We start from the raw sequence: 17,848 nt of genomic DNA, 5'->3' as shown, positions 1-17,848 counted from the left end.
TGACTCCTGAATTGTGTGTTCTGAATTCTGGATTAACTTCTCGGTGCATACATAACTATCAACACGCCAAGTAGAGCCATCCAACCTCCTAACAGGTCAAATTTGTCTGGAGCTATCTTATCAACTTGCCATCCCCAAAGAATAGAAAGAACAATGAAGACACCTCCATAAGCTGCATAAACTCGCCCAAAATTGGCTTGTTGCAGCGTCGGAATGATTCCATAGAGAATCAGCGCGATCGCTCCTAAGAAAGCAAACCAAATACTCTGATTTTCCCGCAGCCAAAGCCATATCAGATATCCTCCACCTATTTCGCATAACCCGGCTAAGACGAAATAGAATACAGACTTGATAATTGCCACTATTTACTCCTGCTGGGGTTTTAACCGCCAGCCCTTTCTGACAATTTGACGGGCACGGGCAATCACCAAAGAATCATCTGGAACGTCTCTTGTGACCACAGAACCGGCGGCAACCGTTACGTCTTCTCCCAGTGTCACCGGCGCAACCAGAACGCTGTTGGAGCCGGTTTTCGTGCGATCGCCTATTTTGGTACGATGCTTCTTCACGCCGTCATAATTGGCAGTAATTGTACCCGCCCCAATGTTCACTTGATTCCCTAAAGTGGCATCGCCTAAATAGGACAGATGGGCAGCATTAGTGCGATCGCCCAAGGTGCTATTTTTCAGTTCCACAAAATTTCCGATGCGGCAAGATTCCCCGACTTCTACATGACCGCGCAAATGGGCGTAGGGACCAATCCGGGTGCCATTTTTAACCACACTGTCAGTCACCACGGAATAAAGCACCGTCACATTTTCCCCAATCTGGCTATTTTCAATCAAGCTACCAGGGCCAATGCGACTCCCGGACGCGATCGCGGTATTTCCCCGCAGATGAGTTTGCGGTTCGATCGTGACATCCGGTTGCAACTGTACCGTATCATCAATTGCGATCGTGTCTGGACTGACTAGAGTCACACCTGCCGCCATCCAAGCATCCTTGACTCGCTCTTGTAAAATCTCGTAAGCATGGCTAAGTTGTTTGCGGTCGTTAATTCCCAGAATTTCCTGGTAATCCTCCACATCCACAGCCATCACCGGCTCCATGAATTTAACCGCATCGGTCAGATAGTATTCCTGCTGGTCATTGTTCGCCACCAGTTGCGGCAATACTTTTTCCAGTTGCGGCCAATTGAAGCAGTAAACACCGGCGTTAATCCGGCGATTTTGCTTTTGAGCAGGCGTGCAGTCCCGGTCTTCTACAATCTCTTTAACTAGATTTTGACCATTACAAAAAACCCGCCCATAGCCTTTGGGATTTGGCATTTGGGCGGTGAGAAGGGTGGCGGCGTTCTGATGCTCTTGGTGAGTTTCCAGCAGATTTTTGAGGGTTTGCGATCGCAACAAAGGAACATCCCCATTTAAAACCAGCAAATCGCCGGTGAAGCCTTCTAAATGGGGGAGTAATTGCTGGACGGCATGACCCGTGCCCAACTGCTGGGTTTGTTCGACAAACTCCAAATCGGGAAGTGGGGGCAATCGATCGATCACCTCTACCAAGGCGTCTTGGATGCGATCGCCTTGATACCCAACGATGACGAGGCACCGCGATGGTTCGACTTCAGACAGACTATGGAGAACCCGTTCGACAAGCGATCGCCCTCCCAAGGAATGTAAGACCTTGGGCAGATCCGATTTCATCCGCGTTCCACGTCCTGCTGCAAGAATTGCTACTGCTACCATATTCAGCTTTTCGCGTTATCAGACCAGCTACAAGAATAAAGGTTGAAGCTTGAACCCGGAAAGAGCGTTCGTGGTTCTTTCTGGGTGAAACATTGGCACAATCAGCCGACGCCAGCATCCGACTAATTTTTGAGTCAAGGTGATAGCGAAGCGCAGAAAAAGTCAGTTCGCGCGCGCGCCGACAAGTCGGTTCGCCCCTACACGGCTTCTGGCAGCGCCTCAGCGAGGTGAGCCGATTGAATAAACTCAGTAAACTTCTCTACTAATTGAGGATTTCTCCAACCTTTTGCCGTTTCTTCTGCAAAAATTTCTAAGGCTTCTGTCGATGTAAACGCCCGTTTGTAGGGACGTTCGCTTCTCAGGGCATCATAGATATCAATAATTTGAAAAACCTGCGCCAGATAGGGAATCTCCTCTTTAGCCAAACCATCGGGATAACCCGTTCCATCCCAGCGTTCGTGGTGATGGCGAATAATTGGAATGACGCCCCGCATGGTTCGCAGTGGCTTACAAATTCTCTCACCAATCACGACGTGCTGCTTCATAATTACCCATTCTTCGTCGTTGAGTTTCCCTGTCTTGAGCAGCACGGCGTCGGGAATGCCCACTTTACCAATGTCATGGAGATAACCTCCCCACATCAAATCCCGAACTTGGTTGCGAGAAAGATTCAGAAATTCACCAAAGGCTTTACCCATGTCCACCAGTCGTCCGCAGTGATCGCCAGTCACGGGATCGCGGCTTTCGACGCTGCGGGCGATCGAGAACAGGACTTGTTCGGCGTGATCCAGGTCTTCATTCAAGCGCTTTTGCTGGACGAGAGATCGGACTCTGGCAGAGAGTTCTAAGCGATCGAAGGGTTTGGTCAGAAAATCATCTCCACCCGCTTCAATGCCCAGAATGCGCGATCGCCTGTCATTTAGCGCCGTGATGAAAACTACCGGGGTCAGGCGGGTTTGTTCGTCTTGTTTTAACTTCCGACACACCTCAAACCCATCCATCCCCGGCATCATTACATCCAGTAGAATTAAATCTGGGTTGCACTCGACCACACGCTTCAATGCATCTGGCCCACTTTCTGCCTCCAAAACTTCGTAGCCTTCCACCGACAGCAGTGCTACCGCCGTCATGCGGCTGGAGGGATGATCGTCAACAACCAGAATTTTGGGCAACTCCGAATCTAGAAAGTTCACTGAAGAAAACCTTGTTTGAGAAGCAGCGGTTGATAAATTGAGCATGATTTACAACATAAATTTGTTTTTAGTATGAGCGAATAGCTTAATCCTGAAATCGGGTTTTTCACGGATATTCACAGTACCCATGCGAAATCTTGATTGCAGCTTCACTCTTCAAACATGAAAGTGTAGATTTAATCTTCCGATCGCCTACAAAATTTTAGGGATTTTCTGGATGTCCGGGGTCTGTCAAGCCCTTCTAAAAAGTTAATAATATTTCACTTGAGCGGTTGCAAAGAATGCTACGATTATACACCGCAGTTTGGAAGCCGACAAAGTGGGCGATCGCATTGAATCCCAATCGGGGACTGAAATAGCCAGCACTGTTTGCAAGCAGAGGTTTCCTCTAAAGCACGATTCTTGTGGAGCTATTGAATTCCGAGCCGGGATGGAAATAACCAACGCTTTTTCCAATGAGAGGTTGGCTCTAAAGCACTGGCTTGTCGATCGATTTGACGACGCTGCAAGATCGCATCAGCGGGGTCACACAGATGAGGATCGCGGTAGGGAATGGCAGCTTGCGAATGCAAATGCTCTTGTTCTTGTACTGAAAGTGCCGCTAAATCTAGGGTTGTGAAACTGGCGACCGTTCCAGGCGATCGCCTTCCCACGGGTACTGTTGCGCCAATTTGTAACCCTGCTGCCATCAGGGCAGTCCGCACCGCCGCCGCACAAGAATAAGTGGCAAGTCTGCCATCGGGTTTTAAGCACTTGGCAACCCAGCCAAGAAACTCCACCGTCCACAGTTGCGGACATCGGGGGGGTGAAAAAGGATCGAGAAAAATCGCATCTGCCCGGAAGTTTGAGTGATATACCTGCTGAATCGTTGCTCTGGCATCTCCCACGATTAGCTGAGCATTGAGGCGTTCGGTCTGAACTTTGCCAGAAGTGGCTAGCTGGTGGAAAATTGGGGCGTGTTCTGGGCTCCAGTGGTTCAGGAGATGGTGCGCGATCGCTGCTTTTGGCACCGCTACATCTAATTCTAGCCCCACCCACTCCACCCGACAATTCGGATTCACTGCCCAAATTGTTTCCAAAGCCGCTGCCGTGTTGTAACCAAGACCGTAACAAATATCCAACAAATGTAATATTGGTTGCTGTGCTTTCTGCCTGAGTTGAGTGGGTTCGACAAACTTAAGTTCGGCTTCCTTCTTCGCACCCTGCTGACTATGAAAAGTTTCGCCAAACTCTTCTGAAAAGAAGGTGAATGAGCCATCAGCGGTTAGTTGGGGTGTAAAGATACCTATGTCTTGCATTTGGCAGATAAAACCCATAGTTTGTTTCCTAGTTTAGAGATTTACCTTATAGATTAATTGGGCGTAAATTTTCTAACTTTCTATCCGAGCGCCGTTTCCAGTTGTTGGAAATCCTGCGTAATTTAGCCGAAAAAATCGTCATACTGTTTTTCTGGAAAAATTGATGCTTGTTGTGAGCGGGTAATACCATTTGGGTGATGAGGCGCTACAGAAACGATTCCCCAACAGGGCTTAAAAAGGGGGCTAAGAAGTCTTATACGTTGCAAACAAAAAACAAAATGGTATAACAGATGAATTCATTAAAAAAAATGGGGAGGGTAGTGAAGGTGTGTCTAACTACATAAAAGATATATTTTAGCCAGGAAGGAGAGTAAATTGAGCATACTGCCCCACTCGGTATCGGCAACTACAGATGCGATCGCTCCCTGAAGACTTGTACACTGTTTTTGATTGCAGAGAGTCAAGTCAATGACCGATACCCCTTTTGTCGTTTCCGCCCAGTGGCTTTCCGAACACCTGAACGTTAGCGCAGCGGCTCTTGCGGAGCTTTTGCAAGTTGTAGTAGTGGATTGTCGCTTTTCCCTTGCCGATCCGGAATTGGGACACCAGCAGTATCTCACCAGTCACATTCCCGGTGCCCACTATCTGGATCTCAACAAAGACCTTTCTGCACCCGTAGGACAGCATGGGGGAAGACATCCCTTGCCCAATCCAGATGAGTTAGCGAATAAGTTAGCAGCGATTGGGGTGAATTGTCAGGAAACCTTGGTTGTCGCCTACGATGATTCCCGGTTTGCCTTTGCTGCACGTCTCTGGTGGCTGCTGCGCTACCTGGGGCACGATCGCGTGGCTTTGTTAGACGGCGGCTTTTCGGGATGGCAGAGAGAGGAATATCCCGTTACAGACACCCGTACAACGCCTCAGATGGGCAAGTTTGTGCCTCAGGTGCGACAAGACTGGGTGGTAGATATTGAAACCGTCAAAGCCAGAAAAGACTTGCCTGGGGTGGTACTGGTAGATTCGCGGGAAGGCGATCGCTATCGAGGCGAACGAGAACCCATTGACCCGATCGCCGGTCATATCCCCGGAGCCGTAAACTATTCTTGGCAGGAAGTATCGAGTAGCCAATCTTACCTACGACCGATGACGGAACAACGCGAACGATGGGTAGGCTTAGAACAAGCTGAGGAGGTTTTAGTCTACTGCGGTTCTGGCGTCACCGCCTGCGTTAATCTATTGTCTTTGGAAATAGCCGGACTTCAGACTGGCAAGCTATATGCTGGTAGTTGGAGTGATTGGTGTTCCTACCTGTAAATACTATAAAGGCAGTGCCTAAATGCTTGCCCTAACTATAAGATAGTGCCCACTAGGACAGTAACAGAGTCCTCAACTAAGGTAGAGTTTAAAGAAGAAGTTATGTTTGACTTTATCAGTGCTGTTCCCCTTTTTAGACTTTAATCGCCGATTTTGCCCTGAAAACCCCCTGAATGCCAGTGTGGTTTGGGTACGGAAAGATAAAAAAGAATTGGGATTGCACTAAAGTACTTATGAATAACTATTCGTAACAAATTGCTAGAATAAATCATTCCGCTTAAATTCTTTCCTACAAATTTTAGGTCTTAGTTTCTATGGCTTGCTTAATGAACCGTCTTTCTATTTTTGTAGACGGGAACAATATGTTCTACGCTCAACAAAAAAATGGTTGGTTTTTCGATCCTAGACGAGTATTGGAGTACTTCAGAAAGGAACAGCCAGATACAAATCTGATCAATGCCTTCTGGTACACCGGGCTAAAAGATCCACAGGATCAGCGGGGATTTCGAGACGCACTAATTAGCCTGGGATACACCGTCCGCACGAAAATTCTTAAAGAATATTACGATGACACTTCCGGGCGCTATTCGCAAAAGGCAAACTTAGATATTGAAATTGTTGTCGATATGTTTAATACAGTAGAGCAGTACGACCGGGTAATTTTATTCAGTGGAGATGGGGATTTTGAACGAGCCATCGAATTGTTACGTTCTAAAAATACACATATTACAGTAGTGTCTACTGAAGGAATGATAGCTAGAGAGCTGAGAAATGCAACAGACCGCTACATAGACCTGAACGAAATTCGGGAATTTATTGAAAAAACTGAATATTAGCCCTCAAACCTTAGTTTTTTTGGCTATAACTAATTAGCAAGAACTAATGACTAACGGCTAATGAATCAAAGTTGAAAGATGTGTTTTTTTTGACCTATGAAAGTTCAACCTAACCAAGACCGGATTATTATTTTCGATACGACCCTTCGAGATGGGGAACAGTGTCCAGGCGCGACTCTGAATGTAGACGAAAAGCTGAGTATTGCGCGACAATTGGCTCGTTTGGGCGTGGATGTGATTGAAGCGGGTTTCGCTTATGCTAGCCCAGGAGATTTCGAGGCAATTCAGAAAATTGCGAAGACAGTAGGGACACAAGAGGGTCCCGTTATCTGTAGTTTGGCAAGAGCGATCAAAGCAGATATTGAAGCCGCCGCAGAATCGCTAAAACCGGCGGTAAAGGGTAGGATTCACACATTTATATCGACATCTGATATTCACTTAGAATATCAGCTAAGAAAGACAAGGGCTGAAGTGTTAGCGATCGCAGAAGAAATGGTCGCCTACGCTAAATCCTTCATGGATGATGTAGAATTCTCCCCAATGGATGCCGCTCGCTCCGATCCAGATTTCCTCTACCAAGTTTTAGAGCGGACGATTGCAGCGGGTGCCAAAACCGTCAATATTCCCGATACAGTTGGTTACATGACTCCCAGTGAGTTTGGTGACTTAATTAAGGGAATTAAAGAGAACGTGCCGAATATTGACCAAGCAATCATTTCCGTACACGGTCATAATGACTTAGGCTTGGCGGTTGCCAACTTCTTGGAAGCCGTGAAAAATGGCGCACTACAGCTAGAATGCACCATCAACGGCATTGGCGAAAGAGCGGGGAATGCGTCGCTGGAAGAATTGGTGATGGCACTCCACGTCCGGCGTCAGTATTACAATCCATTTTTAGGACGCCCAGCAGACTCAGAAGAACCCCTCACGAATATTGATACAAAGCAGATTTACAAAACATCCCGGTTAGTTTCTAACTTAACAGGGATGTTGGTGCAGCCAAATAAAGCAATTGTGGGCGCAAATGCCTTTGCACACGAGTCTGGCATTCACCAAGATGGGGTGCTGAAAAACAAGCTCACCTACGAAATAATGGATGCCCAATCTATCGGCTTAACCGATAATCAGATTGTACTGGGCAAACATTCCGGTCGCCATGCCTTTAGCGCTCGACTGAAAGAATTGGGATTTGAACTATCAGAAAGCGAGTTAAATAAAGCCTTTCTGAAGTTCAAAGACTTAGCGGATAAAAAGAAAGAAATCACCGATTGGGATTTGGAAGCGATCGCTAACGATGAAATCCAACAAGCCCCAGAACTTTTCCGCTTAGAATTGGTGCAAGTATCTTGCGGTAGCAACTCCCAGCCTACCGCAACCGTAACACTTCGCACTCCTGCCGGAGTTGAACTCACAGACGCCGCTATTGGTACGGGACCCGTAGATGCCGTTTATAAAGCAATCAATCGCGTCGTCAACGTCCCCAACCAACTGATTGAATTTTCCGTTCAATCTGTAACCGCTGGAATTGACGCCATCGGAGAAGTCACGATTCGCCTACGGCACCACGATCGAGTATTCTCCGGTCATGCTGCCAACACCGATATCATCGTCGCCTCCGCCCAAGCCTATGTCAACGCCCTGAATCGGTTGTATGCTGCCTTGGAAAAAGAAGAGACGCGCTCAGCCGTAATTTCTCAAAAAGTATAAAACGCAAACAGCAACAGAGGTACGCAAAGTGAGATTATCCTTTGCGTACCGAGAGTGCTTACCTTTGCGTACCGAGAGCGTTTAATTCTTAATCATGGATATTTTTGACAAAGAGAAAAAATTCCACGATCAATGGGCATCCACCATTGATGTAGATGGAATCAAAGTTAAAGATTATTTTGAAGCTTGTACTGCCCCTGAAAACCGTTTCATCCTCAGAAAACTGGGAGATATCAGAGGCAAAAGGCTTCTCGATTTAGGGTGTGGTGCTGGAGAAAATAGCGTTTACTTTGCCAAAAAAGGGGCGCTGTGCGTGGCATCTGACTACTCTCCTGGCATGGTGGAAGTAGCGCTGCAACTGGCAGTGAGGAACGGCGTCGAGATTGAGGGGCGAACCATGAATGCGATCGCTCTCGACTGTCCTGATAATAGCTTCGATATCGTCTACGCCTCGAATTTGTTGCACCATTTGCCAAACCCGAAACTCGCAATTCGGGAAATGCACCGGGTTCTTAAACCAGGTGGAAAAGCTTGTTTTTGGGACCCCCTGAAACACAATCCAGTCATTAATGTGTACCGGCGGATTGCTACGAAAGTGCGAACTGAAGATGAAACGCCGCTGGATATTAATATTGTAAATTTTGTAAAATCCCAGTTTTCAGAAACGTCTTACGATACGTTTTGGTTGGCGACGCTGTGGATTTTTTTACGCTTCTATTTGATTGAAAAAATCGATCCAAATCAGGAGCGTTACTGGAAGAAAATTATTATTGAACATGAAAGATTAGCACCTAATTATCAACGGTTAGAGAAGATGGATGCAGGTTTGAAAAAGATTCCTTTAATGAAGCGTTTTGCCTGGAATCTTGCTGTAGTCGCAACGAAATGATCTGCACTTCTAAGGTAAACGAAAGGTGGGATTAATTAATCTTGTAGGGGGAGCATCCCGATGACAGCAAATATACGCCCACAGGCTTCTAGCCTGGGGCTAAACAAACAAAGCCTGCCTTCGGCAGGCTTTGTTTGTTTAGCCGCGAATGCGAGTCGTCGGACATTTTTACTTTCTAATTATTAATGGTTGCTAGTTCATCCAGTTGAGCGAGGGTTTGCCAAACTTCCTGTAACATTGGGTCTAGTCCAATCCGAGCAACTGCTGAAATCAGGAAAACTGGTGCATGACTTAACTGACGAAGCTGTTGCGCGATCGCTTCCACATCATTATCTGGATCGATCGCATCCACCTTGCTCAGTGCCACAATTTGCGGACGATCTGCCAGTCCCCGACCGTAAGAGTGCAACTCTTGCTGTATGGTTTGATACGCGCCGATGGGATCTTCGCTGGTCGCATCAATCAAGTGCAGCAGTAATCGGGTGCGCTCGATATGACGCAAAAAGTCGTGTCCCAACCCGGCACCCGTATGGGCACCCTCAATTAAACCAGGAATATCAGCAAATACAGTGCCGTCGCCGCTGGGTTTGCGTACCACACCCAAATTCGGCACCAACGTTGTAAAAGGATAATCTGCTACCTTCGGTCGTGCCGCTGAAATCGCCGAAATCAGCGTAGACTTACCGGCATTGGGTAAACCAATAATCCCCACCTCAGCTAAGAGCTTCAATTCCAAACGCAACTGCCGTTTTTCACCTGGCAACCCGTCTAAAGCATAATCCGGCGCTCGATTCCGGTTGCTCAGGAAGTGCTGATTTCCCAGCCCTCCCTTGCCACCCTGAGCCACACAGAAAGTTTGCCCTGTCTCGACCAAATCGCCCAACAACTCATCCGTTTCGGCATCATAAACCATCGTGCCACGGGGAATATGAATCACGCGATCGCGCCCCGCTGCACCCGTGCGATTATTTGGCCCTCCGCGCGAACCATCTTCAGCCTTGAAACGATGGGTATACTTGAAGTCCAGCAAGGTTTGCAAATTCTCAACCACCTCTAGAATCAGCGAACCACCGCGACCGCCATTTCCCCCGGATGGTCCCCCAGCTGGCACATATTTTTCCCGTCGAAAAGCGACAATTCCATCGCCGCCTTTCCCAGCCTCAACTTCAACTTCTACCTGATCGATAAATTGCATAAATTTCCTTTGCTAATTGCTAATTGTTACTGATAGTTTGCTCCGGGATGCCATGAACCATGAACCATGAATCATGAACCATTAGCCATTAGCCAGTCTTCCATTAACAATACGGTGACACATCTTCACCACAATCATCCGCCAAATAGGACAAAGCTCGGAAGCGCAAACCCACTAATTGCTCGTAGATGGGATTGAGCTTACATAGCGGTGGGATGTGGACAATTTTGTGACCAAATAGCTTGACATCGCGCTCAAACGGGCACTGGGAAGGAATCATTTTGCACAAGAATCTTGCTAATCGCGGATCGTGAATTTCTAACCCATCTAGCCATACCCGTACTGGTCGCAGCACATCCCGCTGCCGAATGCGAGCCGCTACTCCTTTATCCGAGTCAGAAGAAATCTCGCTTTCTGGGGTAGGAATAAGCGTTTGCCGCAGCAATAAAAGCGCCTTTGGCTGCTGTCCCAATGCCTGACAAAATTGGAATAGCAATTCATCTTCGCTGGAGGAATAAACGCCATCTGCTACTGCCACCATAACAGCGGTACGCAGGAAATCTTCTGCGCCTCTGGCGTCTTGCTTAAAAGCCGCTGCTAATTCATCGGCAGTAATCGGTTCGAGCGATCCCAAATCTGTTTTGGGCGCTACTTCGTTCTGAGTCAGCGATGAAATTAATTTTTGTTCTTCGGCGTCAAAATTGCCGTCTGCCCAGGCAACCATTAGCAAGCCGCGTATCCAAACCGCCATTTGCTCGCTGGTGTAGGGAGATTTAAGTACGCTCGTCATAACACTCTGATTTGCTTGAATTTACGTTGCGATCGCTTTGAGTCGATTCTAGCTCTGGCTCTGCCTCGGATGGCTGTAAACTTAGAGACGGATCTCCTCACTTTATTGATATTTCTGTGAATTCACCAGAATTTGGATTATTCCTGATTTCGATCCTAGCGAGCGTTGCAGGGCAATTTTTGCTCAAAGCTGGAGCTTTGAAGTTAGGCAGAGTCAATGCAGTTAATTGGAACAGTCATCTTTTAAGCATTCTCAGTACACCAGAACTTCTAGCGGGTCTGGCTTGCTATGGTTTAGGGGCGTTTGTTTACATCTTGCTACTGACGCGGGTGAATCTCAGCATCGCTGGTCCTGCGGTGAGTCTGACTTATGTATTCTCTGTGCTGCTGGGTTATTTTATTTTCCGAGAAGCGATTCCCTTGAGCCGTGTGGTAGGTTTGGGTCTGATTGTCAGCGGCGTGGTGTTGGTGATTTGGAAAAATTAAATTTAGTGATTACGCCATGTGCCACTTTTTCTTAGCCCCCAATTTATCGGGGGAAAAATACACAAACTTGCACATGGCAGTAATTAGTAATTGGTAATTGGTTATAGGCCTTCAAGGGTTGAGTTTAGTACAGTCAGACCTAACCCTTGAAGCCCCTTCCCTACTTGGGAAGGGGGCTAATTTCAAAGCCTCTATCCGATTCCTCCTCCAGAGGTCATGCACTGTACCGTATAAAAGTGAGAACCGCTATAGTAGCAACCATCATCTCTCATCTTTCATCCTTTTAGGAGTGGCGACTGCAACCAAACCATAGACTTGAATGCCATGCTGGGCAAGCGTTTGAGCAGCAGATTGAGCCGTCGCTCCCGTGGTATAAATGTCATCTAATAACAGCACTGATGTAGATGGACGGCTACGAAGGAATTCTTTTCCTAGTGAGAAAGCTCCAGCTAAGTTTTTTTCTCGCTCGGTGCCAGATAAGCTAAACTGAGCCTCCGTCGCCCGTACCCGTTCCAAACCCAGCGATCGCATTGGGTAGCCGGTAAAATTGCAAAAGCTTTGAGCTAATAAATCTGCCTGATTGTAGCCTCGCTGACTTAGCTTGGAGGGGTGCATAGGGATGGGCACTACGGTTAATTTGCTCTCAGCGGATACCGAAGAATTCAGCCATGCTTGAGCAAGCCAATGACCTAACGGACGAGCCAGTTGGGGATGGTTTTCATATTTTAGGGCAGCGATCGCTCTCTTGATTGCCCCTTCATATCCGCCCCAAGCAAATACTGGTAGTTGCCCTTGCCAAAATTGGTTAGGATTGGAAATCTGACAGCGTTGCAGTTGCCGCTGACAGTCTTCACAAAATTCTCTAGAAGTCGGGCGCTGGCACAGTGGGCAGTTGGACTTCAAAAATAGATTTAGCAAACCTTTTACCGTCCGACTCCAATGCCTCATCTTCAGTACCTCCTCCTTGGGGGAGATTTCTTTAAAATACGAATAGGTTTTTGAGCGATCGCGCCAGTGACGCCCAGCTTAATTTTGTGAAAAATTAAGGAATCTAACTTTAAGAATCAGAGTTTTTTTCCACACCGAATTACACCGAAAAATTAGCTAAAGTTCCAGGATAATGGCTGACTCTAATCATGTCAGAAAAAGACATCGGAATGCCGGTGGAGGATGGCTATTCGCTGATTGCCAAAGTCAGGAACCATTCGACACAAAGAGTGAGACGGCTGCCAGCACTAGCACTCACCGCGTATGCCAGTCAGGCAGATAGCCAGCAGGCGAACTGACAAGTCAGCGCTTCGCTATCGCGCCAGCATCTGTGCTAGACGACGCACTGCTTGTCCAATTGGCTCAAAGAACTAGAGCGGCGCGATCCCACAAGTCGGGATTTAACCCTCAAAATAGTATCAGGAGGGAAAAATCAATTTATGCACATCATACCTTGGGCCGATCTCGGCTACGGGCTGGCAGTATCTATTTGTACTTTGCTAGGGCTGTGGCTATGGCCTGAATTATTAAATAATCTTTTCGCCGCGAATGGTTTTATCCCGCACGGACATTGTTACTTGTGGAAACCAGGGCTGGTGTCACTTCATGTTGCCACAGATACGTTGATCGGATTGGCTTATGTTTCGATTTCAGTCACGCTAGTTTATTTAGTCCACAAAGCTCGTCGAGACATTCCCTTTCATTCGGTATTTATAGCCTTTGGAGTCTTCATTATTGCCTGTAGTGCCACCCATTTTATAGAAGTGTGGACACTGTGGATGCCCGTTTATTGGCTATCGGGAACGATTAAATTAATTACAGCGATCGCTTCTGTGACGACAGCCTTGGCACTACCGCCATTAGTTCCTCAAGTCCTGACGCTGATTGCCTCTGCAAAGACCTCTGAAGAGCGTAAACTGCAACTAGAAACGGCAAACGTTGAGTTAGAAACGCTCTACCAAAAGCTCAAGGAACTCGACCAATTAAAAACCCAATTTTTTGCCAACGTTAGCCACGACCTGCGGACGCCACTCGCATTGATCTTGGGACCAACGGAGAAACTGCTGGCCCAGAGTCTGACCAACCAAGAGCAGCGTCACGACATAGAATTGGTGGAGCGTAACGCCCGTATCCTGCTCAAGCGAGTCAACGATTTGCTGGATGTCTCCAAGCTGGAGGCAGGCAAAATGGAAGTGAACTACGCACTCAGTGACGTGGCTGAGCTGGTGCGGCTCATTGCTGCCAACTTTGAAACCTTCGCAGAAGACCGTCAGATATCCTTCGTTGTCGAAACTCCTCCATCCCTTAGGGCGAGTGTCGATCCGGATAAGTGGCAGCGCATCTGCTTCAACTTACTTTCCAACGCCTTCAAATTTACGCCTATCGGAGGTAGTATCCGCTGCATCCTTTCGGAAGTCAGCCCTCAGTCGCAGAAACCCAGGGACCGAGAGGAGCAAATCTTCCCCCTTGACTCCCTCTCGTCTTCATCCTTCACCCTCACCATTGAAGATACTGGCCCAGGCGTGCCACCGGAACTCCGGGAAGTCATTTTCGAGCCGTACCGCCAAGAAGAATTCGTGCAAGAGCAAGGATTTGGCGGTACTGGTCTAGGGCTAGCCATTGTCAAGGAGTTCGTCGAATTGCACGGCGGCTGCATAGAAGTTAACCAGGCTCCAAAAGGCGGGGCAGTTTTCACGACCTGGATGCCGCAAGCAGCACCCTCAGGCGTTAGTCGCTCGCCCGTGCCGATTGACAGCCATGCAGAAGGGTTGTCAGATTTAGCAGGTAGGAATGGCGATCTTTTCCAGACTGTGGGTGGGGATACCATTGCGATCGCGCATTTGGCAGATCATACAGACCTTCCAGACAAGCTGACTCCGACAAATCTTCACTCCCGTTCGACGCCATCGCTCTACAGCGAAACATCCACAAATTACCAGGAAATTGCCCTTTCTGTAATGGCAGAACTGCGGTATCAGCCCAACGATTTAGAATCGGGATTTAATTACCACTCCAAAGCCATTTTTCAATCAGACCAGTCTTGTCAAAATCCTCAATGTGCAATTCCCAATTCTCAATCCCCACTGGTGCTGGTAGTTGAGGACAATCCGGAAATGAATCAGTTCATCACCGAGAGCTTAGCACCAGAGAATCGGGTCGTGACCGCCCGGAATGGACAGGAAGGATTGGATAAAGCGATCGCCCTGCGTCCCGACTTAATCCTCACTGATGTGATGATGCCTCAAATGACCGGCGACCAGCTAGTGCGGCAAGTTAGAGCCATCAGGGAACTCGATATTATCCCAATTGTTCTGCTCACCGCTAAAGCTGACGACGAGCTACAGGTACAGATGTTACGAGAGGGAGTACAGGATTACCTGATGAAACCCTTTCATATCGAGGAACTACGCGCACGGGTGGGCAATGCGATCGCCATGAAACGCGCCCGTGAGATTCTTCAGCAGGAGTTGCGAACTCAAGATCAAGACCTCGCCACCTTAGCCACCGAACTCGCCTCCCGCCAGCGCGAATTGCAGTCTTCCCATCAAAATTTAGAAATCCGGGTTCGGGAAAGAACTGCCGAGTTAAAAGCAGCTAATGAACTGAAGAGCGAACAAATCGCCCTTGCCCAACAAGCCGAACAAGAACTGCGGAAGAGCGAACAACGCTTCCGCAGCTACTTTGAACTTCCTTTAGTCGGAATCGCCATCAGTTCGCCGGACAAAGGTTGGCTGGAAGTCAACGATAAATTGTGCGACATCTTTGGCTATTCCCGGCAAGAACTGAGGCAAATGACTTGGGATGAATTAACTCATCCCGATGATTTGCCAGCCGATGTAGAGCAATTCGGGCGGGTTTTAGCAGGCGAAATTCAAGGCTACTCAATGGACAAGCGGTTTATCCGCAAAGATAGTCAAACGATCCACGCCAGCATCTCGACTCGCTGCGTGCGCGGTACTGACGGCTCAATTGATTACTTCGTGGCTCTAGTTCAGGACATCACCGAACGCCACCAAGCACTGGAAGAACTCAAATGGGAAAGATCCATCCTTCGCAGCTTCTTCGATAGCGCTTCTTTGATGATGGGGATTGTCGAGTTAGTGGAAGATGACATCCTGCATATTTCTGATAACTCCACCTCAGCAAAGTTCTATGGGTTAACTCCCGAAGCGATGCAAAATCGACTCAGTAGCAGTTTGGGAGTCCCGCCGCAATACCGGCGATTGTGGATTCATCAATATCAGTTGGCTCAACGCACAAAAGACACCATCCGCTTTGAATACCCTCACGAGACTGACTTGGGTAAGAAGTGGCTATCTGCTAGCGTCTGCCCGATTGAGGGAGCTTCCAGTTTGCATCCGAAATTTGCGTATGTGATTGAGGACATCACCAACCGCAAGAAATCTGAGAAAGAACGACTCCAGCTCGTCCGCGAACAGGAAGCGCGTGCCCAAGCTGAAGAGGCGCAGCAGCGTTATCTCTCCCTAGCAGAAGCGATTCCGCAGATGGTGTGGACGGCACAGCCAGATGGGGCAGTGGATTACTACAACCAGCGCTGGTTTGACTACACGGGAACGACACTGGAACAAGCCCAAGGCTGGGGATGGCAGCCAACGCTCCATCCAGACGATTTGCTCTCATCGATAGACGGCTGGAACAATGCTATTGATACGGGTGAGACTTACGAAGCTGAATGCCGCTTTAAGAGAGCGTCGGACGGAGTTTTCCGATGGCATCTGGTTCGGGGGTTGCCGCTGCGCGATCGCAATGGTTGGGTCGTCAAGTGGTTCGGGACTTGCACAGACATTGACGATCGCAAGCGTGCTGAGGAGTCACGGCAATTCCTCTCGGAAGCTGGCGTCGTGCTGGCTGACTCGCTGGATTATCAAGCTACATTGGAACGCCTCGTGCATCTGGCGGTGCCGCACCTTGCCGACTGGTGCGCCGTCCATACAGTTGAGCCAGATGGCTCGATCGCTCTCCGAGCGGTTGCCCACCCAGACTCCTCAAAGGTTGAGCTGGCATGGGAGGTAGAGCGTCGCTACCCGTTCGATCCCAAGGTGCCGCGTGGTTTGGCGAAAGTGTTGCATACGGGTGAGGCAAAACTCATTCCGGAGATTCCCGACGAATTGCTCGTCGCGATCGCCCGCGCTCCGGAACACTTAAAAATCCTCCGCAAGGCAGGTTTCAAGTCTTATATGTGCTTACCGTTGATTGCCCGTGGACGAATCTTGGGAGCGATCGCCTTTATTACTGCCGAATCAGGTCGCCACTACAATCGGGCGGATCTCTCCTTGGCTTCTGAACTCGCCCACCGCGCTGCCCTGGCGGTAGACAATGCGCGACTTTACCGCGAAGCTCAAGAAGCCAATCGCATGAAAGACCAGTTCCTGGCGATTGTCTCCCACGAACTGCGAACTCCCATCAATGCCGTCCTGGGTTGGGCACAGCTGCTCCGCAGTCGCAAGTTTGATGAAGCCAGGACGGCGCAGGCGCTGGAAACTATTGAGCGCAATGCTAAGGCGCAGACGCAGCTAATTGAGTCGCTTTTGGATGTCTCGCGCATGATCCGGGGGAACTTGCCCCTCAATCTCCTCTCAGTTGACCTAGTGCCGGTGATTCAAACTTCCATCAATTCTGTACTGGCAACAGCTCAGACACGGGAAATTCAAGTAGAGAGAGTGCTAGACCCCTGTTGCGGACGTGTCCAAGGCGATCCCGTCCGATTGCAGCAGGTGATGTCAAACCTGCTCTCGAATGCCATCAAGTTCACCGACGACGGCGGACGGGTGACGGTGCGATTGTCAATCGTCATGGGGAATAGGGAATGGGCAATCAAGAATGGGGAAGAATCTCACCAATTACCGATCGCCCATCACCTATCACCCATGTCCAATTATGCCGAAATCCAAATCAGCGACACTGGATCGGGCATTACTCCTGACTTTTTGCCCCATGTCTTTGACTTGTTCCGTCAGGCTGATAGTACAACCACGCGATCGCACGGAGGACTGGGACTGGGACTCGCCATTGTCCGCTATCTTGTAGAACTGCATGGCGGCACTGTCGGCGCTGAAAGCCCAGGCGAAGGACTCGGAGCCACCTTTACAGTGCGGCTACCCCTCGTAGAGAGGATGCAAGTAGGAGTGAGGGAAGAGGACTGAGGAGTCAGGAGTCAGGAGTGAGGGAAGAGGACTGAGGACTGAGGACTGAGGACTCAGGAGTCAGGAGTCAGGAGTGAGGGAAGAGGACTGAGGACTGAGGACTGAGGACTGAGGAGTCAGGAGTCAGGAGTCAGGAGTCAGGAGTGAAGAGTGAAGAGTCAAAAGTCAGGAGTCAGGAGTCAGGAGTCAGGTAGAAGACGCGAATCAGGAAAGAAAAAATTCCTCTTCCTCTTCACTCAGTCCT

At 48.7% G+C, this 17,848-nt stretch carries 14 protein-coding genes; 7 read left to right on the top strand and 7 right to left on the bottom strand.

Annotation, left to right across the window (positions count from 1 at the left end):
- Positions 1 to 32: 32 nt before the first annotated feature.
- The 4 genes from AC2VDX_RS06960 to AC2VDX_RS06945 all read right to left on the bottom strand — a co-directional run bounded on the left by AC2VDX_RS06960 (position 33) and on the right by AC2VDX_RS06945 (position 4,236).
- Positions 33 to 362: a YnfA family protein gene (locus tag AC2VDX_RS06960; protein ID WP_378177879.1), complete on the bottom strand. Its 330-nt coding sequence runs from the start codon at positions 360 to 362 to the stop codon at positions 33 to 35.
- Positions 363 to 365: 3 nt separating this feature from the next.
- On the bottom strand, positions 366 to 1,745 hold the full coding sequence (gene glmU / locus AC2VDX_RS06955) for a bifunctional UDP-N-acetylglucosamine diphosphorylase/glucosamine-1-phosphate N-acetyltransferase GlmU (RefSeq protein ID WP_378177881.1): 1,380 nt from the start codon (positions 1,743 to 1,745) through the stop codon (positions 366 to 368).
- 197 nt (positions 1,746 to 1,942) lie between these two features.
- Entirely contained in the window at positions 1,943 to 2,983 is a 1,041-nt protein-coding gene (locus AC2VDX_RS06950) for a response regulator (RefSeq protein WP_378177884.1), read from the bottom strand.
- Positions 2,984 to 3,348: 365 nt separating this feature from the next.
- Positions 3,349 to 4,236, bottom strand: coding sequence for a tRNA (5-methylaminomethyl-2-thiouridine)(34)-methyltransferase MnmD (locus tag AC2VDX_RS06945; protein ID WP_378177996.1), 888 nt, complete (start codon positions 4,234 to 4,236; stop codon positions 3,349 to 3,351).
- Between the two features lie 468 nt (positions 4,237 to 4,704).
- Here AC2VDX_RS06945 and AC2VDX_RS06940 point away from each other — a divergent pair, with 468 nt between their 5' ends.
- The 4 genes from AC2VDX_RS06940 (at position 4,705) to AC2VDX_RS06925 (ending at position 8,982) form a co-directional block, all read left to right on the top strand.
- Positions 4,705 to 5,550: a sulfurtransferase gene (locus AC2VDX_RS06940; RefSeq protein ID WP_378177887.1), complete on the top strand. Its 846-nt coding sequence runs from the start codon at positions 4,705 to 4,707 to the stop codon at positions 5,548 to 5,550.
- A 314-nt stretch (positions 5,551 to 5,864) separates the two neighbouring features.
- Positions 5,865 to 6,386 (top strand): low amplitude/bright protein LabA, encoded by a 522-nt coding sequence (gene labA, locus AC2VDX_RS06935; protein WP_378177890.1) that lies wholly within the window; start codon positions 5,865 to 5,867, stop codon positions 6,384 to 6,386.
- 96 nt (positions 6,387 to 6,482) lie between these two features.
- Positions 6,483 to 8,093 (top strand): 2-isopropylmalate synthase, encoded by a 1,611-nt coding sequence (locus tag AC2VDX_RS06930; protein WP_378177893.1) that lies wholly within the window; start codon positions 6,483 to 6,485, stop codon positions 8,091 to 8,093.
- A 94-nt stretch (positions 8,094 to 8,187) separates the two neighbouring features.
- Positions 8,188 to 8,982, top strand: a complete 795-nt coding sequence (locus AC2VDX_RS06925; protein ID WP_378177896.1) for a class I SAM-dependent methyltransferase — start codon at positions 8,188 to 8,190, stop codon at positions 8,980 to 8,982.
- Positions 8,983 to 9,157: 175 nt separating this feature from the next.
- Here AC2VDX_RS06925 and obgE read toward each other — a convergent pair whose 3' ends face one another.
- Together obgE and AC2VDX_RS06915 are read right to left on the bottom strand one after the other, a co-directional pair.
- Positions 9,158 to 10,177, bottom strand: a complete 1,020-nt coding sequence (gene obgE / locus AC2VDX_RS06920) for a GTPase ObgE (RefSeq protein WP_378177899.1) — start codon at positions 10,175 to 10,177, stop codon at positions 9,158 to 9,160.
- A gap of 103 nt (positions 10,178 to 10,280) precedes the next feature.
- On the bottom strand, positions 10,281 to 10,967 hold the full coding sequence (locus AC2VDX_RS06915; protein WP_378177902.1) for a Mo-dependent nitrogenase C-terminal domain-containing protein: 687 nt from the start codon (positions 10,965 to 10,967) through the stop codon (positions 10,281 to 10,283).
- 116 nt (positions 10,968 to 11,083) lie between these two features.
- Between AC2VDX_RS06915 and AC2VDX_RS06910 the strand changes: the two genes are divergently transcribed.
- Positions 11,084 to 11,452: an EamA family transporter gene (locus tag AC2VDX_RS06910; RefSeq protein ID WP_378177905.1), complete on the top strand. Its 369-nt coding sequence runs from the start codon at positions 11,084 to 11,086 to the stop codon at positions 11,450 to 11,452.
- Positions 11,453 to 11,713: 261 nt separating this feature from the next.
- Here the strand turns inward: AC2VDX_RS06910 and AC2VDX_RS06905 are convergent, their stop codons facing one another.
- A complete protein-coding gene (locus AC2VDX_RS06905) occupies positions 11,714 to 12,400 on the bottom strand; it encodes a ComF family protein (protein WP_378177908.1) in 687 nt (228 codons plus the stop codon).
- 188 nt (positions 12,401 to 12,588) lie between these two features.
- On the opposite strand from AC2VDX_RS06905, the gene AC2VDX_RS06900 reads away from it, so the two are divergent.
- Together AC2VDX_RS06900 and AC2VDX_RS06895 are read left to right on the top strand one after the other, a co-directional pair.
- A complete protein-coding gene (locus AC2VDX_RS06900) occupies positions 12,589 to 12,738 on the top strand; it encodes a response regulator (protein ID WP_378177911.1) in 150 nt (49 codons plus the stop codon).
- 51 nt (positions 12,739 to 12,789) lie between these two features.
- Positions 12,790 to 17,604 carry an ATP-binding protein gene (locus tag AC2VDX_RS06895; RefSeq protein ID WP_378177914.1) on the top strand — a complete coding sequence of 1,605 codons (4,815 nt, stop codon included), beginning with the start codon at positions 12,790 to 12,792 and terminating at the stop codon, positions 17,602 to 17,604.
- Positions 17,605 to 17,848: the final 244 nt, after the last annotated feature.

The sequence above is a fragment of the Coleofasciculus sp. H7-1 genome, from assembly GCF_057473865.1.
The sequence above is the reverse complement of the archived record's forward strand: the minus strand, read 5'-3'. Positions and strand labels throughout refer to the sequence as shown.